This window comes from Photobacterium sp. Hal280, from assembly GCF_037162255.1.
Classification (GTDB): Bacteria; Pseudomonadota; Gammaproteobacteria; order Enterobacterales; family Vibrionaceae; genus Photobacterium.
On record NZ_JARLUO010000001.1, the window covers coordinates 327,039 to 352,600 of the forward strand.

Below are 25,562 nucleotides of genomic sequence, written 5' to 3' on the forward strand. Positions count from 1 at the left end.
AACCAAAGACCCGGTTCAGCGCTTTCATAGTTGCAGGACTGGCTCCCAAAATTGGCGGTCTCAGTGATAGCCGCTTTTCAGCTCGCTATCACTGTCTTACTTTATTTTTGCTCTTGAAGCGTAAAATAACTGTTCATCAAATTTCGGTAATCAGGAATCTCCCCCTAGATTCACTATGAATCAAGTCCGGGCCCCTTTCCCATAAAAAGAAAGTGGGTTTGAGAGAAGTATCGTTGCCAACTACACTCAACATCATAGCTGCAACCTTTGAGTACTGAAGACAAACAATTTTGCAGTCTGAGTGCTTGAATCTCCGTCTTGAAAAGTGCCTCAGCCACTCATCTTGTTGATCCGGATGAGCGTTAGGATTTGGTCACACCTGTTGAACCAGAGGCGCCTGGTAGTTGATTTGATAAAGGTGCGAATTATGGCTAATGACAAGCGCAATACACCACGAGGTCTCTTTGAGTTTTACGAGAAAAATCCGGAATCAGCAGATAAAAAGGTTTTTGGCCGGGTCAGTTTTCCGGACAGACGCGGATTTTTGAAAGGCGCAGGCTTAGCGACAATGGCTGCTGTGCTTGGCGGTGCGATTCCTTTTCACCGGAACATGCCCGCTGGCTTGATCCCCGCCGCTTTCGCGGAAGGCCTGGATGATGTGGTGATAGAAGGTAAAGACGGCTTAACGGTACTGAACGACAGGCCGATGAACGCAGAGACCCCACCTCACCTGCTCAATGACGACATCACGCCCACCGCGCGGCATTTTATCCGCAACAATGGTATCCCGCCGACGGAAGTGAACCCGGACGCCTGGAAATTAACGGTTGACGGTCTGGTCGACAAACCAATGACACTCACCATTGCTGATCTGAAGAAAAACTTTGAGGTCGTAGAACAGCAACTCGTGCTGGAATGCGGCGGGAATGGCCGCGCATTCTTCGAACCCAAAGCGACTGGGAATCAATGGACCTACGGCGCCGTGGGTTGTTCCGCCTGGACAGGCGTGCGACTCGCCGATGTGCTGAAAGCCGCCGGTGTGAAGGATAACGCCGTTTACACCGCGCATTACGGCGCGGATAAAGACCTGTCCGGCAAGGAAGGTAAAATCCCCATTTCCCGCGGCGTACCGATAGCCAAAGCAATGGGCAGCGAAAACCTGATTGCTTTTGCACAAAACGGCGAAGCACTGCATCCGATGAATGGTGCCCCATTACGGCTGGTTGTGCCCGGCTGGCCCGGCTCCTGCTCGCAAAAATGGCTGACACGGATTCAGATCCGGGATCAAATTCACGACGGTCCCAAAATGACAGGCACGTCGTACCGTGTGCCCAACCGTCCTGTTGCACCGGGTGAGAAAGTGGACGAAAAAGATTTTGAGATCATCGAGCGAATGCCGGTGAAATCGCTGATTACTTCGCCGCAAACCAACGCCACGGTGTCTGGCAGTGAAGTCCCGGTCCGGGGTCATGCATGGTCTGGTGATCGCAAGATAGAGAAAGTACAGGTATCCATCGACTTTGGCGCAACCTGGATGGATGCCGATCTTGCTGCCCCGGCCAATGAAGGCGCCTGGCAAACCTTCACGACCAAGGTGAAATTTCCTCAGCCCGGCTACTACGAAATCTGGGCCAAAGCCACAGACGATCAAGGCATCAGCCAGCCTTTTGCCATTGCCTGGAATCCCAAAGGTTACCTGAACAACACCTTCCACCGTGTTGCGTTAGTCGTGAACGGATAACCGCATGAATCGAGCAAGCTTCATCGAGCGGGTTATCCCGCTCTCATTTTCTCTGCTTCTGTTTGGCAGCCTGCCGCTTTCAGCCAATGAAACCCTGATTGCCGCAGGCGAACAACAAGCTTTGGTATGCAAAGCCTGTCACCAGATGGGACCTGAAGGAGTGGCAGCCATCGGGCCGCCACTCTGGGGTTTAGCCGAACGCAGTATCGCCAGTGTTGAAGGTTTCCAATACAGCGAGGCACTCAAGCAGCTTCAGGGGCAGTGGGATGCCCAAAAACTCGATGCGTTTTTGTCCTCTCCCTCAGACTTCGCACCCGGCACCAAAATGGTTTTTCCGGGCGTGAAAGATCCGGGGGCACGTACTGCGATCATTGCCTGGCTGGCAACCCAAAACCCGACGCCGCCGGATTGGATCACTGAATCGGCTGACGAGCCGGTAAAATCCCCCGGTGAAGGTATTCTTGCACCGGGAAAAGACATGGCGCTGGTGGCATCCGCCTGTTCGGCCTGCCATTCGCTTTATCTCGTTACGCAACAAGGGCTCAGCAAAGAAAGGTGGGATGCGTTACTCACCTGGATGGTTGAGGAGCAAGGCATGGATGAACTGGCGCCTGACGATCGCGAAGCGATCCTTGTGTATCTTTCGACCTATTACGGGATGTAGGTGTGATTGCCCTTCGAGCAATCGGGAGTCCAAACAGGAAGTACAATTTCAGATGTGTTGTTGGTTTGTCGCGCTTTCGTTCAGTCCCAAACTCAGCATTTTCTCATGCGATCAGAAACACCGGACTTAAGCTCAAGATATAAGAACCATCAAGGATGGTTCACAATATCTCTGCCCCGTGAAGCCTCTTCACAACGTGTTCATGCGATGCACTATCTCGCTCCTTGTTGAAGCCAGGTTATGACGAACCGAGGCTTTCCCACTCAGTCAGCAACTGCATAATTTGATAAGAATCTTGCCAGGTCGCACATGGCGCCACCAGCTCCTTTCGCCCGGCTTCTACCGCTTCACGCACTTGACGTACCTGATAGAAGAAGCCGTCGCCTTGAGCACTGACTGCGATATCACGCTTTGACGTTTCATAAATTTCTACGCTGATATGATTGTCTAAAGCCGGTAACCATGGATTCGATGCCATTGTGATACAACCTTTCGTGCCAAGCACAGTGAAATGGTGCTTCAAGCCATGATCTTCGGCGGTATGGACAAACGCCGTATTATTTTCACCAAAACTCATCAGCAGGCTCGATTCGCAGATATTGTGATCCTCTCCCCTTCGGCTCATTGCCTTCATCGTACGATTTTCAAAAGCTTGTTCACCCAACAGGGTTTTCACAACCAGATACATCAAAGATACCGGGTAGCAACCCAGATTATATAATGCCCCTTTGCTGGCAGGATTGACGAATTGCGCAATGGATGCAATATACGAAGTGTGAATAGAGCGCAGTTCACCAATCTCGCCAGATTCGAGTATCGCAACCAGCTCACGAATCAATGGATGATGCAGGTACATCAGCCCTTCGGCAAAAAACACCTGATGTTCTTTTATCGCATGCAGCGCCAGCTCAGTTTTCTCCATGTCAATGGAAAGCGACTTCTCACACAGAATCGCTTTGCCTTGTTGAGCCGCTTTCATTATAAAGTCATGGTGAAGGTGATTCGGCAAAGCAATATAAATAATATCAACCAACTCATCACTGATCAGCGCGTCATAGTCTGAAAATGTTTTCTCAACGGCGTACTGTCTGGCAAACGCCGATACATTGTCCTCTGAACGGCCCGCTACCGCATACAATTCGCTTTTATCATCACCTTTGATCGCTTCCGCCATCACTCCAGAGATAAAGCTGGTTCCGAGAATTCCCCACTTCATGATGACATCCCTCCTTTTTCCTGGGTTTCAAACGCCTGAACCAACTGAGCCACATCCGATGCAATCAACGCTCGGGTATGTGGCATGCAGAAATGTGCTTCAATAGTGACAAAAATCATTTGGCTCATCGTGACTCTCTTGATGATTCAGTCTTCATGTTCAAGGCCAACTTTAATTAACCCCGCTCAATTGATAAACTTTTCTTCAGTTAATTCTTTATGAACTTATAGTGCGCAATGGATAAGTTAACCAGTATGAAAGTGTTCGCGTATGTTGTGGAACACGGCAGCTTTCGTCGCGCAGCGCATCACTTTGCGATTTCACCCACTATGGTTGGTAAGCACGTCAGCTTCTTAGAACAAAGCTTGGGTACACAACTGATTCATCGCACCACAAGAAAACAGTCACTGACCGAGGCTGGCAAACTTTACTATCAAGAGAGCCACCGAATCACTGAAGATATAGCGAATGCAGAAAACCTGATCCAGACACTGATCAACCGCCCGCGAGGCACAGTTAAAGTGAATTGTCCGGTTACTTATGGACAGATAGTACTTGCTCCGATAGTCGCAGCCTTTCTTGCTGAATATCCTGAAATCAATGTGGAATTGATACTCGACAATCGTTTGGTCGACCCATTTCAAACCGATGCCGACGTGATCATCCGGATTGGTGAATTAGTTGATTCTTCCCTGGTCGCGAGATATTTAGGTGATTACGAAATGACATATTGTGCCGCGCCTTCTTATCTGGAAAAGAACGGACCAATTCACTCGCTGGACGATCTCAGCCATCACAGCTGTTTAGGCTTTCAATACCATCAGGGGAGAGCCAACAGGTAATCAACCTGCCATCCAACACGTTGAGTCATAGCAACACCAGGCTGACTTCAAATAATGGCGATGTATTGAAGTTTGCCTCAATTCAAGGCGCAGGCGTACTGCTTCAACCCAAGATGCTGGTAGAACATGAAATCGAATCAGGACGCTTGGTGGAAATACTCAAAGACGCAGTGCCAGAAGCCAGGCCGATCAATCTTCTTTACCGATCAAAGCACCTGTCTTTGAAGAACCGTACCTTTGTTGATTTTCTGCTTGATGCTTCAGGTTTTGAGGTGCCGCACTAAAGGGGAAATTATCAATGCCATGTTTATTGGGATAGCTTCGTCATGAGCGCCACTTCCGTTGGAGCCGCCAACCAGTTCTTGAATTTTTCAGCGACCGTTTGAGTATGTTGTTCTTGATGATGGTTATCCAACGCAGCTTTGTTCTTCCATTCTTCGTACAGATAAATATATCGACCGCAATCTGATTCATGCAATTCGAATTGGATACACCCCGCCTCATTTCTTGTGGCATCAAGCATTCCCAATAACTCACCCTTAGCGTGTTCAAAATATTCTGTCTTGGGAGTAATTTTTGCAATTACGAAAGGATGTTCATTTAACATTTTTATTCCTATATCATCTGATGTGAGCGATAACGAATGACGTGGAGGCCTCATCAGGCTTTGCCAAACATAACATCAGTATCCACGGCAAAGATCATCAAGGCAAGGTGTTGATTCACAAAATAATAACGCACACCAAAGTTCTTGAGTCGCTCGCGAATATCCCACCCGAAATTCTCGGGCTGGAAGCATGAGGTGCCACTCATTACTGGGGTCGAGCGCTGGTTAAACTCGGCCAAGCGACAGAGATCATGTAACTAACTGAAGTGATGAGTCACCCAGTTGTCACCAGAACGAAAGAGATCGGGCAAGACGCTGTGCCCGATCTTTTGGCAATGATGCACCGCCACGGCAGGCCGCAGGATATTACCCCGCAGCCAGCGCATCAATCATTGCATCAAGCTTCACCGTCCCAAGACGGCGCTCAATGCCCGAGCTGTCTTGAAAAGTGATATGACCAGAGTTAAGACCCTGAGTCATTTCGATAAATCCGTCGATGGCCGCCGCTGAAAAGCCTTGGCCAGCAATTGATTGTACCCAGTCTGATTCCGGTATAGAAACAGGCTGTATCGCTTCTCCAAATTTAAGGGATACGTACTCCGCGACATCATTCGGGGAATACTTATCGGGACCTTCCAGGTCAATGACTCGTACGCCGAGCCAGTTTTCACAGAGCGCTTCAGCCGCGATACGGCCAATATCTTCTGTTGCGATCATCGGGAACTTTTGATTCAACGGCGAAAGAAAACTGGGTAATTGGCGCTGGAGTACAGCCATCTTAACGAGCGGCCTCCAGTTTTCCATAAAGTAGGCTGCACGAAGGAATGTTACAGGCAATCCTGTATCGATGAAACTCGTCTCAAGCATACGATTCATGGCGATCCAGCCGGTTCCCTCAGCTTGTTCAGCACCGATTGATGAGAGAGCAACAATCTTGGCTAACTTCGCCTCTTTTGCTGCCGCTGCAATGGTGTGAGCCATCGCTCTAGCCTGTGAAAATAGATCCGCTGATGAATACTGAGGTGGGCTGACGATGTACGCACCGTCCGCACCAGAAAAGGCCCGGCATAGGGCTAAGTAATCTGAGAAATCAGCCACAGCGACTTCCGCTCCGAGCGTGCGCCACACATCCCCTATAGATTCATCTCGCACCACAACCCGCACACGTTTTCCGGCATCGATTAATGTTTTTGCAACAGCAGATCCTGTGCGGCCTGTCGCGCCTGTGACAACATACAATTCGTTAGTGCTCATCAATCCTCTCCTCGTTCAGAACCATAATGGATTCGATGTGAGGAATGCTATACTGCCCACCAACATATGAAAAATGCATGCAGGCTATATTGAGAATGCAAAAAGTGGATATAGGTAGAGTCGATCTCAATCTTCTCAAGTTGTTTGACGCCTTACTGAAAGAAGGCAGTGTGACAGGTGCGGGCGTACGATTAGGGCTGAGCCAGCCTGCGGCAAGTCGAGGTTTAGCACGCTTACGCCGATTATTGAACGATCGGATTTTAGTTCGAACAACCAACGGATGGGAGTTTACACAAAGAGCACTCGCATTATCGGCACCGGTGACCAAGTTATTGGATGATGCTCGCGCAATCGTCGCACCGTCGGAGTTTCATCCAAGCACCGCATCAGGGAAATTTACTGTTGCCACCGCAGATCATTTAGCCCTCTTACTAATGCCTGAGCTGGTCGCTAAACTTGCCTCGTTGGCACCCGGAATTGATCTCGTTATGCCAGCAACAGCGGGCGACAACGTTGATTTGATTGCTCAGGGTAGCGCCGATCTGGCAATTGGCTCTTTTGAAGGGCTTCCTGCAAGGTTTTACAGCAGGCGACTCTATGATGAAGATTTTGTCTGTGTGGTACGCCAAGGTCATCCGATCATCAGCGAAGAGCTGACACTCGAGAAATTTGTCTCGTTGTCGCATCTTTCGGTGATTATCACCGGCCAGGGAAGGAGTGCCGTGGATGAAGCGCTGGCGCAACACGGGCTCACCAGAAGAATTGCGGTACGAACCCCTCACTTCTTGGTTGCTCCCATGATTGTGGCCGAAAGTGATTTGATTCTGTGCATTCCGCGAAGATTGGCCCATCAGCTTGCCAAGTCGGTTGCTATAGAAGTACTTGAACTCCCAGTAGAAATACCGTCATTTACTCCATCAATTATCTGGCATGAAAGGCAACATGATGATCCTGCCCACATATGGCTTCGCAACCTGATTGTAGAAATCGCCCGGAAACTGTGAACAAAAGTCCTCGTTGTGTTTGGCTTGGTTAACATGTATCCATCTTGTTGATTGTTCCAAGAGAAACCGCAACCAGTTTTTCTTCGTTATTTGTTTTGGCGTATACCTTACATTCACAGGTAGCTTGACGCTTTCCTGAGTATAAAACGGTTGACCTTGCAATCAATCTGTCTCCGATGGCTGGCCTGACATAGTTCACTTTATATTCTGAAGTGACGCAGCTTCGCAGTACTGATGCTCCGGCAAAGGTAATACAGTTATCAGCCAGATAGCTAACGACACCACCATGTGCAAAACCATTGTTTTGCTTGAGATCATCTCTCATCTCAAGACTCAATTCAGCAGTGCCGGCCTCAAAAACTTCCAGCTTTGTCCCCAAAAGCAAACTGAAAGACTGCTGTAACAGGATCTCTTTCCCTTTCTCTAACATAGTGCTCAATTTTTATCTCCTTACCGTTCTTCCGAAAATCTCACGCTGCAACCCGCCGCGCATTTGCTTGTTAGACGTCTACCTCGACTTTCCACCATTGAGGTCTTTTGGAGATATAGGAATGACCTTTTGGAGCGAAGGCTTTAAGGTTAGGACTATCAAAGACCCCCAAAACAATAGCAATCGTTGGCGCATCATCAATCGCACCAATCGTACTACCACAGGCAGAACAAAATGCTCTGGAGGAATAGTCAGAAGATCGCCATTTTGAAGGTTCACCATCAATACCCGTCCAAATGATATTTTCTTTAGGAAATTCAACCCATGCCTGGGTTAAAGCCCCTGAATGGCGCTGGCATTGTCGACAGGAACAAGTGTGCGGTTTTAATGCAGGACCTTTGGCAGAAAACCGAATGTTCCCGCAAAGGCAACCTCCCTCATAAATTTTAATTTTCAAAAGTTAAGTCGCTCCTATAGGTTGCAGCAATATAGTCTGACGCCCACGCAAAGCAAACGAGGTAGAAACGTCGCATTTGTTATGCCTGTGCCAAGGTTTTCAATGAACTCGGGACAATCAGTTTGTGAATTGGAGCAACAAAAAACATGTACACTTTGCCAAAAAAATTATGTACATGCACCACAGTGGTTGCATGAACTATCACCTTGTCGCCTTCTACGTCCAGCAAAAACGACACTCTCACATCAAGGTGCTTGTCACTGTCCTCCAGGACGATTTCAGTATCACTGTTACTGTGTAACGTGAAAATACCAATCCGCTCACCAAGGTTCATGTTTGTTGGTTTTTTCGCTGCAACAGCATCCTGAAGCCGGCCTAAATGCTTTAATCCAAGCATTGATACAATACGATTTCTCGTTGCCATTAAGAAAGAAACCCACGCTGGCGTTTGTTTCGCTATTTCAAGATAAACATCAAGTGCGGTCTGATTTTTGTTGGGAATTTCGCGTGAAAAGCTATCAGAGAAATAAGCCCCTTTCGCATAATCAAACAACTTAGAATGTTTTGGAATTGCCATGTATTTCTCCCAAAGGTATAACGAATGACAAACAAGTTGCAGTATCCACGCAGAAGATCACCGAAGCAAGGTGTTGATCCACGAACCACTTTAAAAGAACATCAATTCTTGCGGATCATATGTCGCGCTTGAGTTCGGTGTTTTTCTCAGCACCGCTGGATGCGCGCCAGTTACTCTTTGCGGGCACAAAGCGTAACCAGAAATGCCTTTAGGTTCTCTGGTGCTGTCCGGGGTGGTTGTAGGCGCTCCCAGCGCCGACAACCTAAAAATTCGTCCTGAATTTTTCCCTGTTATTGTGGATAACGCTGGTTTATTACTCGTCATTAGACTGATCTGATCCAATGTTTTTGGACACAGCGAACAGGACAGGGAGAATGGCAACCACACCGCAAGCGGAGAAACGCACTACAACCGCAATAAAAATCATGTAACTCACTGAAGTTTTAGTCATCTAATACATTAGGCAGTTATTCTGCCTGATAAAAACAACCCGCATCACCGCACTACAGTGCTCAACCAAACTATTTCCTGAATAATGCCGCTTCGGGCTTGTCCAACACCCAGATAAAGTATCGGATGCGTGACACTTCTCGTTATTTGTTAGCAGCCTTGGGTCAACCTACATATACACGCTTAAAGTACTCTACTCGATCTAGAGTCATTCTTAGCTTACATTCTTCAACTTGAACCCCTTGCCAAGGTGACGGAGTTGAAGAAATACCTGCAAATTCACACTCGGCATCTCTGTATTTTAACCAAGCCCGTTGAGCTTTTCTGAATGGTGCCACCAGTTCGGTTTTTGACCACGTATTCCGCAATAATGATTCTTCCTCACTGATTCTATCTATTGCTTCCTGATAGGTTTTATTGAGTTCCATATCTGCGGTTTTCATTTTCTCTCCGACACACAGATAACCTGCCGTAACTCCTCCACCTTGTACATTACAGGGGTCTTCAACACTATCAGAAGCCCAAACAAACGTAGATACAAACGCCAATAGCATAATTGATTTGTTCAAATTTACCTCCAAATACCTAACGAATGACATGCCCCCCTCATCAGGCTTTGCCACACTTGGCAAATCTGACTACGAAATTACCGGAGGTCCCCTATCACAATCTATTTATGGCATTGATTTAGCAAAACATAGCTTTAGTATCCACGGTGAAGATCGCCAGGCTGGGTGTTGATTCAAAAAATAATATCAAGCCCAAAAGTTCTCTCGACATTTGACAATATCCCACCCGCCTATATCGTGACTATCAACGACTTCTGGCTGAAAGAAAACCGAAAAACGTAGCCATCATTACATGCGTCAGGAAGATGGTTGTCATCCTCAATGTGTTGCTACGGGATGGCGCCCGCTGGGAAGAAAAAATGGCGTTAATTAAATGATTGACGCCATAGTCGTTTGCTAGCGGAATTTTACTTTCGATATTTTTGGTACAAAGAATCGATAGAGAATTCAAATAGTTCTTTGATTTGGTGTTTGGCCTCTGGTATCGAAACAAACTTAAAATCTACCGAAACAGATTTGCGACCAAATATCCCAATAAAACCAGGCTTAGAAACAACTTGCAAATCCAACATTCCTCTGTCACTTTCGACTGGTGTAAATTGATATGAAGCAAACTTGCCATCCATGTCGCCTAACATGAAAAAGAACCCACCTCCTTCACCAAACTCTTCAAACAACTTCAACTCTTTTTCCCAAGGGTAATTGTCGATAGTTTCACAAGCTTCTCGATGAGATTTTAGATCTCTTTCATGATTAACAAGCTCAGTACCATTTTCTCTATGTTGATAAAAAACTTTAATTAGACTCATTGAATCATCCTTATTCTGCTAACGCCGGTCACAGCGACTGGAAAAGTGGCGCGTAATTGCGCCAGCAATTTAAGTGACACTTTTCCAGTCTGTTGCCGCCCTTGTTAAGCGTCTAGTCATATAAGTACCCTAAATGCGCTTTTTGCATGGACGATTGTGCTTGGCTTTGCTTTGCTATACGCCTTCGCAAATAACTCCCATACAACTTTCGATAGTTTTTGTAGATATGTCTATTTGGCAGTTTTGGCTAACAGCGTTTTCAATCTGAATCATCACTGTTCTGATCTTATCAATTTCAGATTGGGGAGGACGGCGATTGATATCAATGTATGTATGTTGAAACTCAGCGATGCCTTCGTAGTTAGTTCGAAAATAGTAATTTCCGTTTAAACCATTGTAGATGTAGAAAAACCTATCAATAATTTCTGGTTGCTGTACACCACCGAAAGTTAAATCTCGACTGCCTTCCTCTGTCCGGTGCTCCACATCAGAAACACCAGCAACAGATTTTGTCGCCTCTACCATACATTCAATAGGCAGCCTTACAGCGCCAACTGGGGAATATCGAGAAACACCGTATATAATGTCGCAGCCCCCTAAAATAAATAGGCTAAAAAGCTGTAAGTAGTAATTTTGCTTCTCTCATGATCTGAACTCTAAATTCGTATAACGAATGACATGAACTCCCCCTCATCAGACATTGCCACACTTAGTAGTGTCTGATTACCGAATCCCTGGAGACCACCATGTCACAATTTGTCTATGGCATTGATTTAGCCAAACATAGCTTTAGTATCCACGGTGAAGATCATCAAGGCAAGGTGTTGATTCAAAAAATAATATCAAGCTCAAAAGTTCACTCGACATTTGCCAATATCCCACCCGCCATTATCGGGATGTAAGCCTTTGGCGCCACTCATTACTGGACCAGAGATAGCTAAGTTCGGCCATCCTCCAAAGAGGATGTAAGATTCAGGCCTTTTTGCGGGAAAACATGATAATGCGGCGGGCACTTTCGATGCCTTCTAACGAATGAGGAACTTCAACCGCGCAGTGATGGCATCGATGCCAATAAACAGACCATATGTAGAGCGGCATTCCCAAACCTTGCATAATCTGACGCTATTGTTGACCGCCGAGGGAATCCATGTAGCCTCGTTATGTGCAATCCTCGTGAGTAATTCTAATATTGGTTATCGCCTTAACTCCGTTAGCCGTAACATCAATTGAAATCCACTTACCATTCGCTAACCATTCACTCAGCCCTACACTATTGCATATTTTTTCAGGCAGGATTTCCCTCGAGTTCTGGGCGATAGATTCCTTATTTGTTTCATTTATTTCCACATTTGAAATATTAACCTTTAGCGCTATGACCTTCTCTTCCATTCTTATTGAAGTAACTTTGACTTTGTTATCTTTATCAAATAGAAGACTCTGAAACTGTTCTTTTAAATCTTCTAGCTGCTGATTTTCCATAAAGCGAGGGAAATATTCTTTACCTACGATAATAACAGGCAACAAGAATAACAACACCAACTTCAAACCTTTCATTTGAACCCCTTGCGAATAAAAAACATAAATTCCCCCTCATCAGGATTTGCCACACTTGGTAAGTCTAATCCTGTAACTACAGGAGGCCACCAAATTACTTTTTGTCCTAATCACTGCTACACAAGCTCAAATTCTGGGCATGGTGTTCCTTGGTGGTATTTCATTTGCCAATTCTGCCCAGTGAACACCCAGATAGAAGAGCGCTTAGAAAAAGCTCCGATTTCACCTGTTTCTGATACCCAAGCAGATTTATACAAAAGTAACTGAGCGGAAGGCTCTAGCTGAATACAATCGTATTCTTGTGAGTGAATATAGCCACTTGAAGGCTCTTCACTTTGCATCATTTCTACGATAGAAGCATAGCCGAAAGTACGTCCAGAACGACCAACCTCCTTGAAACTCGGATGAAGTAACCTTGTTACTTCATCAAGATTTTGCCTAGTTTCATATTGATGTAAGGCTATTTCCTGCTCAATTAAAACTTCCACAATATCTCCAATCCTGAAAAACATATACGAATGACATGAACTCCCCCTCATCAGGTTTTATCACACTTGGAAAGTCTGACTACGAAATTACCGGAGGCCAACATATCACTATCTGTCTATGTCATTGATTATGCAAATCAAGCTTCAGTATCCACGGTGAGGCTCATCAAGGCAAGGTGTTGATCCATGAACCACTTTAAAAGAACATCAATTCTTGCGGATCATATGTCGCGCTTGAGTTCGGTGTTTTTCTCAGCACCGCTGGATGCACGCCAGTTACTCTTTGCTGGCACAAAGCGTAACCAGAAATGCCATTAGGTTCTCTGGTGCTGGCCGGGTCGGTTGTAGGCGTTCCCAGCGCCGACAACCTAAAAATTCGTCCTGAATTTTTCCCTGGGGGTTGTGGATAACGCTGGTTTATTACTCGTCATTGGACGCTCTGATCCAATACTTTTGGACACAGTAACAGGACAAGGATAATGACTACCACACCGCAAGCGGAGGAACGCACTACAACCGCAGTAAAACCATGTAACTCACTGAAGTTTTAGTCATCTAATACATTAGGCAGCTATTCTGCCTGATAAAAACAACCCGCATCACCGCACTACAGTGCTCACCAAACTATTTCCTGAATAATGCCGCTTCGGGCTTGTCCAACACCCGGATAAAGTATCGGATGCGTGACACTTATCGTTATTTGTTAGGCATCTTGGCATCACAAACTACTTACCCCTTTTTAACCTCACTAACTTCCTCAGTGAAAGCATGAAAATAGCCAGCGATGATACAATGTGAATCATCGGTATAGCCCTCTCGAAGAGGTAAACCTCTCCCAAATGAGAGTCGAATACTTTGCCACACAAATGATGACCTTCAATGGTTGTTTCAATTACCAAAGGTACCCAAAAATAAGTCACCAATATAGCAACTAACAAAGCAATTAAAGGGCTAATCCATATGAATACTGTATATTTACGTCTACGTTGAATCGCGACTACGATAGGTAAGAACAGTAATGAACCATATATTAGCGAAGCATAAAACCGCCCAACATCTCCCTGCGTACAAGTCCCCGCCACTGCACCAAGTGAGACCAAAAGACCATACAATACTATCAATATCGAACTGTACATTTGTAACCTTTGATGCCTAACGAATGACATGGACTGTCCCTCATCAGGCTTTGCCACACTTGGTCAGTCTGACTATGAATTACCGGAGGTAGCCCTATCACAATCTATTTATAGCATTGATTTAACAAAACATAGCTTTAGTATCCACGATAAAGATCACCAGGCAAGGTGTTGATTCAAAAAATAATATCAAGCTCAAAAGTTCACTCGACATTTGCCAATATCCCACCCGCCATTATCGGGATGTAAGCCTTTGGCACCACTCATTACTGGACCAGAGATAGCTAAAAGTTCGGCCATCATCCAAAGAGGATGTAAGATTCAGGCCTTTTTGCGGGAAAACATGATAATGCGGCGGGCACTTTCGATGCCTTCTAACGAATGAGGAACATCAACCGCGCAGTGATGGCATCGATGCCAATAAACAGACCATATGTAGAGCGGCATTCCCAAATCTTGCATAATCTGACGCTATTGTTGACCGCCGGGGGAATTCATGTAGCCTCGTTATGTGCAATCCTCGTGAGTAATTCTAACATTAGTTATCGCCTTAACTCCGTTAGCCGTAACATCAATTGAAATCCACTTACCATTCGCTAACCATTCACTCAGCCCTACACTATTGCATATTTTTTCAGGCAGGATTTTCCTCGAGCTCTGGGCGATAGATTCCTTATTTGTTTCATTTATTTCCACATTTGAAATATTAACCTTTAGCGCTATGACCTTCTCTTCCATTCTTATTGAAGTAACTTTGACTTTGTTATCTTTATCAAATAGAAGACTCTGAAACTGTTCTTTTAAATCTTCTAGCTGCTGATTTTCCATAAAGTGAGGGAAATATTCTTTACCTACGATAATAACAGGAAATAAGAATAACAACACCAACTTAAAACCTTTCATTTGAACCCCTTGCGAATAAAAAACATAAATTCCCCCTCATCAGGATTTGCCACACTTGGTAAGTCTAATCCTGTAACTACAGGAGGCCACCAAATTACTTTTTGTCCTAATCACTGCTACACAAGCTCAAATTCTGGGCATGGTGTTCCTTGGTGGTATTTCATTTGCCAATTCTGCCCAGTGAACACCCAGATAGAAGAGCGCTTAGAAAAAGCTCCGATTTCACCTGTTTCTGATACCCAAGCAGATTTATACAAAAGTAACTGAACGGAAGGCTCTAGCTGAATACAATCGTATTCCTGTGAGTGAATATAGCCACTTGAAGGCTCTTCACTTTGCATCATTTCTACGATAGAAGCATAGCCGAAAGTACGTCCAGAACGACCAACCTCCTTGAAACTCGGATGAAGTAACCTTGTTACTTCATCAAGATTTTGCCTAGTTTCATATAGATGTAAGGCTATTTCCTGCTCAATTAAAACTTCCACAATATCTCCAATCCTGAAAAACATATACGAATGACATGAACTCCCCCTCATCAGGTTTTATCACACTTGGAAAGTCTGACTACGAAATTACCGGAGGCCAACATATCACTATCTGTCTATGTCATTGATTATGCAAATCAAGCTTCAGTATCCACGGTGAGGATCATCAAGGCAAGGTGTTGATCCATGAACCACTTTAAAAGAACATCAATTCTTGCGGATCATATGTCGCGCTTGAGTTCGGTGTTTTTCTCAGCACCGCTGGATGCGCGCCAGTTACTCTTTGCTGGCACAAAGCGTAACCAGAAATGCCTTTAAGGTTCTCTGGTGCTGGCCGGGGCGGTTGTGAATAACGCTGGTTTATTACTCGTAACTGGACTGCTCTGGTCCAATACTTAAGACACCGCGAACAGGCCAAGGATAATGGCTACCACACCGCAAGCTGAAGAACACACTACAACCGACAGCAAAAATCATGTAACACACTGAAGTTATTAGCCATCCCATAGCTTAGGGGCTGACTCTGCCTGATAAAAACAGTCCACATCACCGCCCTCCGACGTTCAACCAAGTTTTTCCTTAATAATGCCGCTTCGGGCTTGTCCAACACCCGGATAAAGTGTCGGCTGCGCGACACTTATCCTTGTTTGTTAACTGCGTATCTCAAAGAGTCCCATAAAACATTCAATACTTGGAGAAATACGCCGCCAATAGACGTCATCCCACCAGATTACGGATGCTTCATGACCGTCACGAAAATCTAAACAGAAGGGCGAACCATCAGATGAATAACCAAAACAGACAATCTTAGAAAAGTCTGTAATATCACTAATTTCGCCAGGGTAACCACTTAGTTCGGAGCTACCATAGAAACCATCAGGCACAAAATTACTCTTGAGAGCGTCGGTGCAGCACTGCACTTCATCTTTAGATGAGCATATATGACCTAACTCTGTCTCTAGATGATTACCATAAGAATCAGACTCCTGCTTAAGCTGAAGACTACCAACTTCTAATTTGTAGATACGAGACCCCATAACTTCAATTAAAAAATCAGGTAGTACTAATCTCATTATTCATCCAAGCAGTCAACGCCGCGTTAAGTAGTGAGCGACGCATACAAATTCCCTAAACCATTGCGCCGTAAACGCAAAAACCAAACAAAACTGAAATTGCCAAGCGTTGCGAATCTGACTTAAACGCTTTGTATGTGTTTACTTCAACGCTCGCCATTTTTCTATAGCCTCAATAGCCAGAGTGGAGAACTGTTTAGTCACATCTCGACCTTTAAACTCAGACTGACTTCCTTTAACGATAGGTACCGAATAATGAATATCTTGAGAAAGTCGGTTGAGATACTCTCTACCTTCGGAATGATATAGATATAATTCAGTCTCGTTGAGTTCAATCATATATGTATAGCCCAAAAAACTATGATTACAGTTGGCATCTAAGTAGAGCATATTTTCATGTTCATATAAGAACCATCGCTGCTCTTCAGCATCAATTACTTTCATTGCTTTTCCTTGAACACATAACGCCGCGTTAAGGGGCGCAGACACGCAATACAAAAGTAACCGCATCACACCTTAACCACTGAACTTACCGCAAACTGAAAATGCCACGCGTGACAAGTCCCTCTTGAACGCATTGTTATGTTTTAACTATCAACCCTTGATTAACTGTCTGCTTGTCAAAGAAAGCAATCCAAGCCAAAACTCTATCCATATTTTGATATATGTTATTACCAACATTTATTTGTTGAATATAGTGAGCAATGGACATCCAAGCTTTAACATGCCGATCGCTTAATTCAGAACAAACCGGAGATAAAGCGAGTATTAGAGGTAACTCTGTCAAACATACTTCAAGCAGGTTTTCTTTAAAGGTGTCACTATGGATCTCATCTACTAGAGCATTTTTAAATTCGTTAATTGTTTCTTGATTCTTCTCATGTTCAGCTGCGTGAAATAAAAAAGTATTACCCATAGTACCATTTGGAAGCTCAACATCATCAAAGATGCGTCGAATCAAGAACCTTAACTGAGCTCTCAATCTCCGTTCTAACATAACTTGTTTGCGTAAACTTTCTAACCTGTCAGCTTCTTATTTACGAGTTCGCTCTTTACCTTGGATTGCATCGACAACAAAAAAGATAACAACTAACTCGATAATCATACCAGTTAGTTCTGGCAATAGATTTCCCGCTGCATATTCTGTTAATGTTGGTTCACTTTCTGAAGAGTATATTGACAAAGTCACGCGCAATAAAAAAACTGAGACTAAAGATACTGCAATATAAACATTCTGCATGTGACGAGTAGCGTTCGCAAAATGTTCTAACAAGGATTTCATATTAAGAACTGGTCAAAAAAAGAAATTCTAACATAAGAAGTTACTTGCTGTGCAAGTAAAACATAACATTTTATTCAACGACACCATGTCGTATAACGCTGTCATAAAACTCTTTCAATCAAAAACAATTTAAGTAATTGATTAAATTGAATTAAATGTACTCATCCGGATAAATCTATCAGTAAGACACACGACATCGGCCACTTACCCAGTTCAAAGAAACCATAGAGTCGCACTCGCTGCATGGATTTCCGACTGCGTGAGATTCAAAATAAACAATTGAATTATAATAAATTATCTAAACTTTAGCGTATATCTTTAAAGCAGGAATGAGAAGTTCGATGCTGGCCTCTCCCCAAGGGAAAAATTCAGGACGAATTTTTAGGTTGTTGGCGCCGGGAGCGCCTACAACCGCCCCGGACCACAACAAAGAACAACAAGGCATTTCTGGGTACTCTTTTTGCCTCAAAAGAGTACCTGGCGCGCATCAAACAATGTCAAATGAGTCACAGAACCCAATGCGCGACAAACCTACAAAGCCACAAGATTTGCACTTGCAGTAAAGGAATTGCACTTAATGTAAGGATCGACAAAGCAAACAGAAATTTGGGTCAGTACCAACCCAGGGAAAAATTCAGGACGAATTTTTAGGTTGTCGGCGACGGGAGCGCCTACAACCGTCCCGAACCACACCAGAGAACAAAAAGGTATTTCTGGGTACTCTTTTTGCTAGAAAAGAGTACCTGGCGCGCTGAGTACACTGCGAATGGATGCTTCAGACTCAAGCGCGACATGCAAACGAATTCAAAAGTGTTAATGCACCACTTACGTGCGATATAAAACCTTAATCACATGATACCCAAACTTGGTCTTCACCGGCCCGATCGGTTCCAGCACTTTGCCGGTGAACACGGCTTTATCGAAAGCCGGCACCATCATGCCTTTGCGAAATTCGCCCAGATCGCCGCCTCGCTTGCCGGATGGGCAAGTCGAGTATTTCTTTGCCAGGGTCTGAAATTTTGCGCCTTTCTTCAGTTGCTGCAAAATATCGTCAGCTTGTTCTTTATGCTTCACCAGAATGTGGAGTGCCGCTGCGGTAGAGGCCATAATACCCGCCTTTTTGTCTGAATCTTGATGGGCGGCAAGTGTGCGACAAATCACATCATCTGGCAAGTTTTCGCTTATTTCTGCGCGCTCAGCGCCACCAAGACTATGGCCAGAAAACCAGATTCACCATTCTGAGGATGATCGCCAGAATGACAGCGGCCACCCCGGAACGGTAAAACTTGAATTCAATAGCTGTCATACTGACGCGCTTATAGAACATCGTCATGACCCCACCCCAGTTGCGGGTGCGTTTTCCGTACTGGAGCATACTGGTTAAGATTAGGATCACGCCGCTGAGCAGCAATAGCCATTCGGCCGATTTTGATGCTATTTCCAACATACTGACTCCTTCAATAGCGTGGCAAGTCTCTTTTCTCACCACAGTGACGAAAACCCGGTACGCGAACAATTAGACTAAGGTTTGAATGCCTGATAAGCGGGAGCTGGATCACCGAATAACATGCACATAACTGCGCTTTGGTGTACACTCCTGCCCCCAATGTTTATTGCCAGTGATATCGAGTGACCATGGACTTACTAGAAGCCAGACTCAAAAAATTGACCGTCGTAATTACCGCAGCTATTCCAGCCTGCGGGGTCAGTACAACTTTGTTGATTACGATTTCTTTATCGATATCCCTCAGTCGGATCCTTTCGCGCCCGCAACCCGTGTTCGTGCACGACGCCAGTGGTCACTCACGGATCTGGCCTGGCTGAAAGACCAGTCGGCAGATTATCAGCGTGCGGCGCGTGATTTTATCGCCCGTCAGTTTGCCGATCTGGCCAAAGAAGTGAATGAGATTCAGATCGACCGTCCGGGACAGGCGGTTTTGGATCGCACTGCTGTCGTTTTCGATGACGATGCCATTGAACTGCGTTTTCGTGTTGACCTGCCTGCAGATGGCCGCACCATCATTGCCAAGAAAGCGCTCAACCTGCTGACCTTCACGCTGCCGAAAATCATCCGTCGTGCGACGATTGCGCGTGAACTGCCGATGGACGATCTGCGCCGCCATTGTGAAACCGTTGAAGATCAGGTGGCACTGCGCGCGCAGCTCAAAGAGAAGAAGCTGATTGCCTTCGTGGCCGATAACAGCGTGCTGCCACGCCTTGCCGGTAACAGCGAGCAGCCGATGCCTGATGCTGTGCCCTTCATCAGCCCGGATAGCCTGGCGGTTGAATTAAACGCACCTCACGCTGGCAAACTGCGTGGTATGGGTATCCCCACCGGCATTACCATGATTGTCGGTGGCGGCTTTCACGGCAAATCGACCCTGCTGAATGCGGTCGAGAATGCTGTGTATGATCATGTCCCGGGTGATGGCCGCGAATATGTGGTCGCCGATGAGACTGCCAGCAAAATTCGTGCAGAAGATGGCCGCTGTGTTCACAGCGTCGATTTGTCGCCCTACATCAATAATCTGCCTATGGGTAAAGACACCACCTGCTTTAGCACGCAAAATGCCTCCGGTTCGACCTCGCAGGCTGCCTGGTTGCAAGAGTCGCTGGAAGCTGGTGCGCAAACCCTGCTGATTGATGAAGACACGTCCGCTTCGAACTTTATGATCCGTGACGAGCGTATGCAGGCGCTGATTGCGAAAGAAGATGAACCGATCACACCGCTGGTCGATCGCATTGCTTTGCTGCGCAATCACCTGAATGTGTCGGTCATGCTGGTGATGGGTGGTTCCGGTGACTATCTGGATGTTGCCGATACCGTGATCCAGATGCACAACTATGAAGCGGTTGATGTCACCGCGAAAGCGAAAATCATCGTGCTGTCGCACCCGACGCAGCGCCAACCGGAAGGCAGCGATACGATTGAGCAACCGCGTGTTCGTCAGCTGAACCGCTCCGGGCTTCAAGCCCAGCTGGAAGAAGGTAAGTTCCGTATTCAGGTCAAAAACAAGCAAAGCCTGCGTTTTGGCCGTGAGTTTGTTGATCTGCAGGCCTTAGAGCAAATTGCCGATGCCAGCCAGTTGCACACCATCGGCTGGTTATGGTGTCAGCTGGCACAAATCAAAGGCTGGGAAAAACAACCCGTCACCGCTTTCCACAAGATGCTGCAAGATGAGTGGTTCCGTAGCATGCCAAACTATGGTGATTTGGCCAAACCGCGCGTTGTCGATGTGATGGCCGTCTTGAACCGGATGCGCAAAGCCGAGTTTAAATAAATCGCGCTTGTTCAACCGCAACACACTGTTTTCATCAGGCATACTCAGGTATGCCTTTTTTATTCAACGCATGCAGCTCTTTCAGTCCACTCTGATGAGCTGTTCTTGCTCCCCTTTTGATGAAAATGATTCTGAGAAAGTTTTCTGTGAGCCGATAAAAGGCGGCTTTTAGGAGAAATCATAATCTTACCCTGAGCGTGTTCATACCGCTGAACCACTAAACCAGAATGAACCGCTTTCCATTCAATCGTCAGGAAGGGTAAATGATGAATAACCAAAATTTAGCTTATATGATTCTCAATGATTCAGCACGAATCACAGAAGCCATTACAACCGGTGCTGCCTGGGAAATATGGATGCAGGTCGAACTGATTCTTCTTTTCCGTCAGGCTGGCATACAAGCCACTCGTGAAGTGCCTTATCCGCCGCCCAATGGAAACTGGCGCTTAGATGCACTGGCTCAGGATAATGACGGAAGGTATGCGATTGAGCTTAAAGTTGAAAGTGCAACGAACGCAGGTGCGGCACTCCTTGCCTCGGCTCAGCAGGACATGAATAAAATCGTACATTATCCTGCGCCGAACCCCGGTTCGAGATGGGTAGTCGCGATCGGATATAGCGCGACTGCAAGGCATGCCCTTCAGGACTATGCCAATAACCCGAATCACCACTCGATTTATCACGAACAAAACGCCATTGGCGTATTAGTGACCAACGTTTGACGGATTCAGTAGCGTGTCTGAATCATCAAAAATAAACCATGAAACTCGGCAGATTCAATTTAAAAAAATAAAGGGCATCACACGTATGCCCTTTTATTTCTTCGCGCAGCTGGCATCCAATGAAACCAGCGCTGAGCCTCGTTTTTAAACCAAGGCAGCCAGTGCTTTTTTCACTTTCTCGATGCCTTCGGCAAGGATCTCGTCTTCAATCGTCAGGGCCGGCAGGAAACGGATCACGTTTCCTTTGACGCCACAAGACAGCAGAATCACACCTTCTTCCCGCGCCTGCGCCACAAGCGATTTGGTCAGATCCGCCATGGGTGCACCTGTTTGCGGGTCGACAAACTCGACGGCGATCATCGCGCCCAGATTTCTTACCTCGCCGATCACCGGGAAATCAGATTGCAGCGAGCGGAAATGGCTGGTCATCACTTCACCAATTTTCAGGGCTTTCTCGCACAACTGCTCTTCATCAATGATTTTCAGCACTTCCAGACCCGCGGCACAGCCAAGTGGTGAACCGGCATAGGTGCCGCCCAGACCACCCGGACCGGCAGCGTCCATGATCTCGGCTTTACCCACCAGGGCTGAGATTGGGAAACCACCGGCAATCCCTTTTGCCATAGTCATCATATCCGGCTCAATACCTAAGTACTCAGTAGCGAACATTTTGCCGGTACGGGCAAAACCGGTTTGAATTTCATCGGCAATCAGCAGAATACCGTGCTTGTCACACAGTTCACGCAGCGCCAGAGCAAACGCAGGCGGCGCCTGATAAAAGCCCCCTTCGCCCTGAACCGGCTCGAAGATAATGGCGGCAACCCGTGACGGTTCGATATCGCAGGCGAACAGATCGTCAATGGCCTGCAGACTATCTTCAATGCTGATGCCATGGAACGCATTCGGATAAGGGGCATGATAAATTTCGCCCGGGAAGGGACCGAAACCCGCTTTATAAGGTGCCACTTTACCGGTTAGGCCCATGGTCATATTGGTCCGCCCGTGGAAACCGCCTTTAAACGCAATCACACCGCTGCGCTTTGTGTGCGCACGAGCCACTTTGATGGCGTTTTCGACAGCTTCCGCCCCTGTGGTCAGAAAGACGGCTTTTTTCGGCGTGTTGCCGGGTGCACGTTCAGTCAGTTGCTCCGCCAGTTCCACGAAGGACGTGTATGGCGTGACCATGGCACAGGTATGGGAAAAATTATCCAGCTGTGCTTTGACTGCTTCGACAATACGCGGGTGCGAATGACCGGTGTTGTTCACCGCGATACCCGAACCAAAATCAATATAACGATTGCCTTCGATATCCCAGATTTCGGCATTCTTTGCAGTTTCTACGTACAGCGGGTTCAGGTTACCCATGCCCTGTGCGATCACTTGTTGCTTACGTACTTGCCATGCTTGATTGCTCATCACTTGCCTTCCTTATGCTTGAATGCCGCCAAAACAGAGGTATTTAATCTCCATGTATTCGTCGATGCCCTGCTTGGCACCTTCACGTCCGATACCGGATTGTTTCACCCCGCCAAACGGGGCAACTTCGGTTGAAATCATGCCTTCGTTAATGCCCACCATGCCGTATTCGAGCGCTTCAGCCACTTTCCAGATCCGGTTGATGTTCTGGCTGTAGAAGTAAGAAGCGAGGCCATAAATGGTGTCATTCGCCATGTTGATCAGCTCGTCATCCGTGCTGAAACGAATCACAGGTGCGATCGGGCCGAAAATCTCTTCCTGCACGATATCCATGTCATGCGTGACCTCAGCCAGAATGGTCGGCTGCACGAACAGGCCGTCCAGTTGCTCTCCGCCTGTGACCAGTTTTGCCCCCTGAGCAACGGTGTGATCCGTTAAGTGCATAATCTTCTCTTTGGCCGACGCATCAATCACAGGGCCGATTGTCACCCCTTCATCCAGACCATTGCCGACTTTCAGTTTCTCAACTTCAGCTTTGAATTTGGCAACGAACGCATCATAAACTCCCTCTTGCACGTAGAAGCGGTTAGCGCACACGCAGGTTTGACCGGCATTACGGAATTTAGAGGTTACCGCGCCTTTGACCGCCAGATCGATATCGGCATCGTCAAACACGATGAAGGGCGCGTTGCCGCCCAGCTCCATCGATGTGCGCTTGATGCTGTCGGCACATTGCGCCATCAGCAGGCGGCCGACACCGGTCGAACCGGTAAAAGACAGCTTACGAATCAGCGGACTGCCGGTGAACACCTTGCCGACCATGCTGGACGAGGCATTGACCACCAACTGAAGCACGTCGCGCGGAATACCGGCCTGATAGCCTAATTCAGCCACCGCATAGGCAGACAAAGGCGTCTGATTGGCCGGTTTACAGATAAAGGTACAGCCTGCCGCCAGCGCGGGTGCGGCCTTACGGGTGATCATCGCAATCGGGAAATTCCAGGGCGTGATCGCACAGGCCACACCGATAGGCTGCTTGATCGTCACGATGCGTTTATCCGTGGTTGGACCCGGAATGGAGTCGCCATAAGTGCGTTTGGCTTCTTCTGAAAACCATTCGATAAAGCTGGCACCGTAGGCGACTTCACCTTTGGCTTCCGCCAGCGGCTTACCTTGCTCCAGCGTCATCAACCGGCCCAGATCGTCCTGGTTTTGCATGATCAGATCAAACCAGCGACGCAGGATCCCGGCACGCTCTTTAGCGCTGGTTTTTGCCCAGCTCTTTTGCGCGGTATTCGCACGTTCAATGGCAGAGACAATTTCCGCTTCATTCTGAGTCGGAATATGGCACAGCACTTCACCATCAGCCGGATTGGTCACAGCCAGTGAGGTGTCGGATGGCTCGCAAACGAATGCGAGCAGAGTACGGTTCTTAATTTGCTGCATAATAAAACCTTTTCATTTGACCAGGCTTTCAGCCTTGTTTGCTGGCAAGTGCGCCGGGGATCTGCTGCGTAATGCAATGGATATTGCCACCGCCCAGCAGCACTTCACGAGTCGGAATGCCGATAATCAGGTAGTCCGGCAAAGCCGCTTGCAGAATATCCATGGCTTGCTGATCACAAGCTGAGTCCAGCAAGGGCAAAAACACCTTTTTGTTACACATCAGGAAGTTGGCGTAGGAGCCGCCCAAGCGTTCACCGGCTTCGCGTTTCATGCCGCCTGAAGGCTCAATGCCCGCCGCTTCCTCCTGTGTTAAATATAGCGGACCCGGGATCGGCAACTTGTGCACCCGAATACGCCGTCCTTTGGCATCGGTGCTGCTCTCCAGTACATCAAGCGCCCGGCGGGAGATCGCATATTGCGGATCCTCAGGATCGTCACACCAGCTCAGGACCACTTCACCCGGCGCAATCACGTGCAGCAAATTATCAACGTGGCCATTGGTCTCATCGTTAAACAAGCCCTCCGGCAACCAGATCACCTTGCTGATGGACAGGTAATCGGCCAGATACGCTTCGATCTCTGTTTTACTGAGATGCGGATTCCGTCCGGCAGACAGCAGGCATTCTTCCGTCGTATACAGGGTGCCTTCGCCATCGGTGTGAATGGCTCCCCCTTCCAGCACGAAAGGTGCGCGATAGTAATCCAGCCCGAGGTGGTCGCAAATGGTCGCTGCCACCTGATCGTCGTCATTCCAGGGCGCATACAGGCCATCCACCTCTCCGCCCCATGCATTGAACTGCCAGCTGATCCCACGTCGCTCACCGTGATGGTTCACCACAACGGTCGGGCCGATGTCTCTCATCCAGGCGTCATTGAGCGGCATTTCAACAATCTCAATGTCTTCCGGCAACATGAGTGCTGCCGTCAGATACTGACTGGGGCTGACTGCCACGCAGACTTTGGTATGTTGGCTGATGGCCGTCGCAACCTGAGTAAAAGCGTGCTGCGCTGGCTTCGCAGACTCACGCCAGTTATCAGACCGCTCCGGCCATGCCAGCCAAACCTGTTCCTGCGGCGCAAACTCCGCAGGGAAATAATAGCCGTGCTCTGAAGGGGTGCCCTGTCGTTCCATGGCAGACTTCCTTTATTGAAT

At 47.0% G+C, this 25,562-nt stretch carries 27 protein-coding genes and 4 pseudogenes; 8 read left to right on the plus strand and 23 right to left on the minus strand.

Annotation, left to right across the window (positions count from 1 at the left end; all coding sequences use genetic code 11):
* The first annotated feature begins 427 nt into the window (after positions 1 to 427).
* On the plus strand, positions 428 to 1,741 hold the full coding sequence (locus tag P4S53_RS01565; protein WP_337111064.1) for a molybdopterin-dependent oxidoreductase: 1,314 nt from the start codon (positions 428 to 430) through the stop codon (positions 1,739 to 1,741).
* A gap of 4 nt (positions 1,742 to 1,745) precedes the next feature.
* Positions 1,746 to 2,405, plus strand: a complete 660-nt coding sequence (locus P4S53_RS01570) for a c-type cytochrome (RefSeq protein WP_337111065.1) — start codon at positions 1,746 to 1,748, stop codon at positions 2,403 to 2,405.
* A gap of 238 nt (positions 2,406 to 2,643) precedes the next feature.
* Here the strand turns inward: P4S53_RS01570 and P4S53_RS01575 are convergent, their stop codons facing one another.
* Positions 2,644 to 3,621: a Gfo/Idh/MocA family protein gene (locus P4S53_RS01575; RefSeq protein WP_337111066.1), complete on the minus strand. Its 978-nt coding sequence runs from the start codon at positions 3,619 to 3,621 to the stop codon at positions 2,644 to 2,646.
* Positions 3,618 to 3,725: pseudogene (locus P4S53_RS01580) on the minus strand (putative quinol monooxygenase); the annotation flags it as partial. The pseudogene P4S53_RS01580 and the gene P4S53_RS01575, both read right to left, overlap by 4 nt.
* A 132-nt stretch (positions 3,726 to 3,857) precedes the next feature.
* On the opposite strand from P4S53_RS01580, the pseudogene P4S53_RS01585 reads away from it, so the two are divergent.
* Positions 3,858 to 4,747, plus strand: a pseudogene (locus P4S53_RS01585) (LysR family transcriptional regulator).
* 23 nt (positions 4,748 to 4,770) lie between these two features.
* Here P4S53_RS01585 and P4S53_RS01590 read toward each other — a convergent pair.
* Together P4S53_RS01590 and P4S53_RS01595 are read right to left on the minus strand one after the other, a co-directional pair.
* Positions 4,771 to 5,070 (minus strand): putative quinol monooxygenase, encoded by a 300-nt coding sequence (locus P4S53_RS01590; RefSeq protein ID WP_337111067.1) that lies wholly within the window; start codon positions 5,068 to 5,070, stop codon positions 4,771 to 4,773.
* A gap of 366 nt (positions 5,071 to 5,436) precedes the next feature.
* Positions 5,437 to 6,324 carry an NmrA family NAD(P)-binding protein gene (locus P4S53_RS01595; protein ID WP_337111068.1) on the minus strand — a complete coding sequence of 296 codons (888 nt, stop codon included), beginning with the start codon at positions 6,322 to 6,324 and terminating at the stop codon, positions 5,437 to 5,439.
* Positions 6,325 to 6,419: 95 nt separating this feature from the next.
* On the opposite strand from P4S53_RS01595, the gene P4S53_RS01600 reads away from it, so the two are divergent.
* Positions 6,420 to 7,328 (plus strand): LysR family transcriptional regulator, encoded by a 909-nt coding sequence (locus P4S53_RS01600; protein ID WP_337111069.1) that lies wholly within the window; start codon positions 6,420 to 6,422, stop codon positions 7,326 to 7,328.
* Between the two features lie 28 nt (positions 7,329 to 7,356).
* Here the strand turns inward: P4S53_RS01600 and P4S53_RS01605 are convergent, their stop codons facing one another.
* The 4 genes from P4S53_RS01605 to P4S53_RS01620 all read right to left on the minus strand — a co-directional run bounded on the left by P4S53_RS01605 (position 7,357) and on the right by P4S53_RS01620 (position 9,796).
* Positions 7,357 to 7,758 carry a PaaI family thioesterase gene (locus P4S53_RS01605; RefSeq protein WP_337112038.1) on the minus strand — a complete coding sequence of 134 codons (402 nt, stop codon included), beginning with the start codon at positions 7,756 to 7,758 and terminating at the stop codon, positions 7,357 to 7,359.
* A 70-nt stretch (positions 7,759 to 7,828) separates the two neighbouring features.
* Entirely contained in the window at positions 7,829 to 8,215 is a 387-nt protein-coding gene (locus P4S53_RS01610; protein WP_337111070.1) for a GFA family protein, read from the minus strand.
* A gap of 79 nt (positions 8,216 to 8,294) precedes the next feature.
* A complete protein-coding gene (locus P4S53_RS01615) occupies positions 8,295 to 8,792 on the minus strand; it encodes a DUF2867 domain-containing protein (protein WP_337111071.1) in 498 nt (165 codons plus the stop codon).
* A gap of 614 nt (positions 8,793 to 9,406) precedes the next feature.
* Positions 9,407 to 9,796, minus strand: coding sequence for a lysozyme inhibitor LprI family protein (locus P4S53_RS01620; RefSeq protein ID WP_442958634.1), 390 nt, complete (start codon positions 9,794 to 9,796; stop codon positions 9,407 to 9,409).
* 257 nt (positions 9,797 to 10,053) lie between these two features.
* On the opposite strand from P4S53_RS01620, the pseudogene P4S53_RS01625 reads away from it, so the two are divergent.
* Positions 10,054 to 10,188, plus strand: a pseudogene (locus tag P4S53_RS01625) (IS110 family transposase); the annotation flags it as partial.
* A 30-nt stretch (positions 10,189 to 10,218) separates the two neighbouring features.
* Here P4S53_RS01625 and P4S53_RS01630 read toward each other — a convergent pair.
* Positions 10,219 to 10,620: a hypothetical protein gene (locus tag P4S53_RS01630; protein WP_337111073.1), complete on the minus strand. Its 402-nt coding sequence runs from the start codon at positions 10,618 to 10,620 to the stop codon at positions 10,219 to 10,221.
* A 174-nt stretch (positions 10,621 to 10,794) separates the two neighbouring features.
* Complete coding sequence (locus P4S53_RS01635) at positions 10,795 to 11,145, minus strand: hypothetical protein (protein WP_337111074.1); 351 nt, start codon at positions 11,143 to 11,145, stop codon at positions 10,795 to 10,797.
* 221 nt (positions 11,146 to 11,366) lie between these two features.
* Between P4S53_RS01635 and P4S53_RS01640 the strand changes: the two genes are divergently transcribed.
* Positions 11,367 to 11,522, plus strand: a complete 156-nt coding sequence (locus P4S53_RS01640) for a hypothetical protein (RefSeq protein WP_337111075.1) — start codon at positions 11,367 to 11,369, stop codon at positions 11,520 to 11,522.
* Positions 11,523 to 11,778: 256 nt separating this feature from the next.
* On the opposite strand, the gene P4S53_RS01645 is transcribed toward P4S53_RS01640, so the two are convergent.
* From P4S53_RS01645 to P4S53_RS01690, 10 genes are all read right to left on the minus strand, one after another.
* Positions 11,779 to 12,174 (minus strand): hypothetical protein, encoded by a 396-nt coding sequence (locus tag P4S53_RS01645; protein WP_337111076.1) that lies wholly within the window; start codon positions 12,172 to 12,174, stop codon positions 11,779 to 11,781.
* A gap of 116 nt (positions 12,175 to 12,290) precedes the next feature.
* Positions 12,291 to 12,662, minus strand: a complete 372-nt coding sequence (locus tag P4S53_RS01650; protein ID WP_337111077.1) for a nuclear transport factor 2 family protein — start codon at positions 12,660 to 12,662, stop codon at positions 12,291 to 12,293.
* A 1,643-nt stretch (positions 12,663 to 14,305) separates the two neighbouring features.
* Positions 14,306 to 14,701 carry a hypothetical protein gene (locus P4S53_RS01655; protein ID WP_337111078.1) on the minus strand — a complete coding sequence of 132 codons (396 nt, stop codon included), beginning with the start codon at positions 14,699 to 14,701 and terminating at the stop codon, positions 14,306 to 14,308.
* Between the two features lie 116 nt (positions 14,702 to 14,817).
* Entirely contained in the window at positions 14,818 to 15,189 is a 372-nt protein-coding gene (locus P4S53_RS01660; RefSeq protein ID WP_337111079.1) for a nuclear transport factor 2 family protein, read from the minus strand.
* Between the two features lie 650 nt (positions 15,190 to 15,839).
* Complete coding sequence (locus P4S53_RS01665; RefSeq protein ID WP_337111080.1) at positions 15,840 to 16,262, minus strand: SMI1/KNR4 family protein; 423 nt, start codon at positions 16,260 to 16,262, stop codon at positions 15,840 to 15,842.
* A gap of 141 nt (positions 16,263 to 16,403) precedes the next feature.
* The gene (locus P4S53_RS01670; protein WP_337111081.1) at positions 16,404 to 16,706 is read right to left on the minus strand and encodes a hypothetical protein; all 303 of its coding nucleotides are present in this window, start codon (positions 16,704 to 16,706) and stop codon (positions 16,404 to 16,406) included.
* 136 nt (positions 16,707 to 16,842) lie between these two features.
* Positions 16,843 to 17,259: a hypothetical protein gene (locus P4S53_RS01675; protein WP_337111082.1), complete on the minus strand. Its 417-nt coding sequence runs from the start codon at positions 17,257 to 17,259 to the stop codon at positions 16,843 to 16,845.
* A gap of 36 nt (positions 17,260 to 17,295) precedes the next feature.
* On the minus strand, positions 17,296 to 17,544 hold the full coding sequence (locus tag P4S53_RS01680; protein ID WP_337111083.1) for a hypothetical protein: 249 nt from the start codon (positions 17,542 to 17,544) through the stop codon (positions 17,296 to 17,298).
* An 825-nt stretch (positions 17,545 to 18,369) separates the two neighbouring features.
* A complete protein-coding gene (ppiC, locus tag P4S53_RS01685; RefSeq protein ID WP_027251162.1) occupies positions 18,370 to 18,651 on the minus strand; it encodes a peptidylprolyl isomerase PpiC in 282 nt (93 codons plus the stop codon).
* Positions 18,652 to 18,754: 103 nt separating this feature from the next.
* A complete protein-coding gene (locus P4S53_RS01690) occupies positions 18,755 to 18,991 on the minus strand; it encodes a hypothetical protein (protein WP_337111084.1) in 237 nt (78 codons plus the stop codon).
* A 188-nt stretch (positions 18,992 to 19,179) separates the two neighbouring features.
* Between P4S53_RS01690 and P4S53_RS01695 the strand changes: the two are divergent.
* Positions 19,180 to 20,825: pseudogene (locus P4S53_RS01695) on the plus strand (P-loop domain-containing protein).
* A 263-nt stretch (positions 20,826 to 21,088) separates the two neighbouring features.
* Positions 21,089 to 21,547 (plus strand): hypothetical protein, encoded by a 459-nt coding sequence (locus tag P4S53_RS01700; RefSeq protein WP_337111086.1) that lies wholly within the window; start codon positions 21,089 to 21,091, stop codon positions 21,545 to 21,547.
* Positions 21,548 to 21,691: 144 nt separating this feature from the next.
* Here the strand turns inward: P4S53_RS01700 and gabT are convergent, their stop codons facing one another.
* The 3 genes from gabT to aguA are packed head-to-tail and all read right to left on the minus strand — an operon-like array spanning position 21,692 to position 25,541.
* Complete coding sequence (gabT, locus tag P4S53_RS01705) at positions 21,692 to 22,963, minus strand: 4-aminobutyrate--2-oxoglutarate transaminase (RefSeq protein ID WP_337111087.1); 1,272 nt, start codon at positions 22,961 to 22,963, stop codon at positions 21,692 to 21,694.
* Positions 22,964 to 22,975: 12 nt separating this feature from the next.
* Positions 22,976 to 24,409 carry an NAD-dependent succinate-semialdehyde dehydrogenase gene (locus P4S53_RS01710; protein WP_337111088.1) on the minus strand — a complete coding sequence of 478 codons (1,434 nt, stop codon included), beginning with the start codon at positions 24,407 to 24,409 and terminating at the stop codon, positions 22,976 to 22,978.
* A gap of 28 nt (positions 24,410 to 24,437) precedes the next feature.
* Complete coding sequence (gene aguA, locus P4S53_RS01715) at positions 24,438 to 25,541, minus strand: agmatine deiminase (protein ID WP_337111089.1); 1,104 nt, start codon at positions 25,539 to 25,541, stop codon at positions 24,438 to 24,440.
* Positions 25,542 to 25,562: the final 21 nt, after the last annotated feature.

Bases quoted from the DNA above. Each gene is read 5' to 3' on its own strand.
- P4S53_RS01615 (WP_337111071.1), bottom strand. From the start codon at position 8,792: ATGGCAATTCCAAAACATTCTAAGTTGTTTGATTATGCGAAAGGGGCT.
- P4S53_RS01655 (WP_337111078.1), bottom strand. From the start codon at position 14,701: ATGAAAGGTTTTAAGTTGGTGTTGTTATTCTTATTTCCTGTTATTATC.
- P4S53_RS01605 (WP_337112038.1), bottom strand. From the start codon at position 7,758: ATGTTAGAGAAAGGGAAAGAGATCCTGTTACAGCAGTCTTTCAGTTTG.
- aguA (WP_337111089.1), bottom strand. From the start codon at position 25,541: ATGGAACGACAGGGCACCCCTTCAGAGCACGGCTATTATTTCCCTGCG.
- P4S53_RS01645 (WP_337111076.1), bottom strand. From the start codon at position 12,174: ATGAAAGGTTTGAAGTTGGTGTTGTTATTCTTGTTGCCTGTTATTATC.
- P4S53_RS01630 (WP_337111073.1), bottom strand. From the start codon at position 10,620: ATGAGTCTAATTAAAGTTTTTTATCAACATAGAGAAAATGGTACTGAG.
- P4S53_RS01690 (WP_337111084.1), bottom strand. From the start codon at position 18,991: ATGTTGGAAATAGCATCAAAATCGGCCGAATGGCTATTGCTGCTCAGC.
- P4S53_RS01600 (WP_337111069.1), top strand. From the start codon at position 6,420: ATGCAAAAAGTGGATATAGGTAGAGTCGATCTCAATCTTCTCAAGTTG.
- P4S53_RS01670 (WP_337111081.1), bottom strand. From the start codon at position 16,706: ATGAAAGTAATTGATGCTGAAGAGCAGCGATGGTTCTTATATGAACAT.
- P4S53_RS01680 (WP_337111083.1), bottom strand. From the start codon at position 17,544: ATGAAATCCTTGTTAGAACATTTTGCGAACGCTACTCGTCACATGCAG.
- P4S53_RS01565 (WP_337111064.1), top strand. From the start codon at position 428: ATGGCTAATGACAAGCGCAATACACCACGAGGTCTCTTTGAGTTTTAC.
- P4S53_RS01595 (WP_337111068.1), bottom strand. From the start codon at position 6,324: ATGAGCACTAACGAATTGTATGTTGTCACAGGCGCGACAGGCCGCACA.
- ppiC (WP_027251162.1), bottom strand. From the start codon at position 18,651: ATGGCCTCTACCGCAGCGGCACTCCACATTCTGGTGAAGCATAAAGAA.
- P4S53_RS01590 (WP_337111067.1), bottom strand. From the start codon at position 5,070: ATGTTAAATGAACATCCTTTCGTAATTGCAAAAATTACTCCCAAGACA.
- P4S53_RS01710 (WP_337111088.1), bottom strand. From the start codon at position 24,409: ATGCAGCAAATTAAGAACCGTACTCTGCTCGCATTCGTTTGCGAGCCA.
- P4S53_RS01640 (WP_337111075.1), top strand. From the start codon at position 11,367: ATGTCACAATTTGTCTATGGCATTGATTTAGCCAAACATAGCTTTAGT.
- P4S53_RS01575 (WP_337111066.1), bottom strand. From the start codon at position 3,621: ATGAAGTGGGGAATTCTCGGAACCAGCTTTATCTCTGGAGTGATGGCG.
- P4S53_RS01700 (WP_337111086.1), top strand. From the start codon at position 21,089: ATGATGAATAACCAAAATTTAGCTTATATGATTCTCAATGATTCAGCA.
- P4S53_RS01635 (WP_337111074.1), bottom strand. From the start codon at position 11,145: ATGGTAGAGGCGACAAAATCTGTTGCTGGTGTTTCTGATGTGGAGCAC.
- P4S53_RS01675 (WP_337111082.1), bottom strand. From the start codon at position 17,259: ATGTTAGAACGGAGATTGAGAGCTCAGTTAAGGTTCTTGATTCGACGC.
- P4S53_RS01570 (WP_337111065.1), top strand. From the start codon at position 1,746: ATGAATCGAGCAAGCTTCATCGAGCGGGTTATCCCGCTCTCATTTTCT.
- P4S53_RS01665 (WP_337111080.1), bottom strand. From the start codon at position 16,262: ATGAGATTAGTACTACCTGATTTTTTAATTGAAGTTATGGGGTCTCGT.
- gabT (WP_337111087.1), bottom strand. From the start codon at position 22,963: ATGAGCAATCAAGCATGGCAAGTACGTAAGCAACAAGTGATCGCACAG.
- P4S53_RS01620 (WP_442958634.1), bottom strand. From the start codon at position 9,796: ATGCTATTGGCGTTTGTATCTACGTTTGTTTGGGCTTCTGATAGTGTT.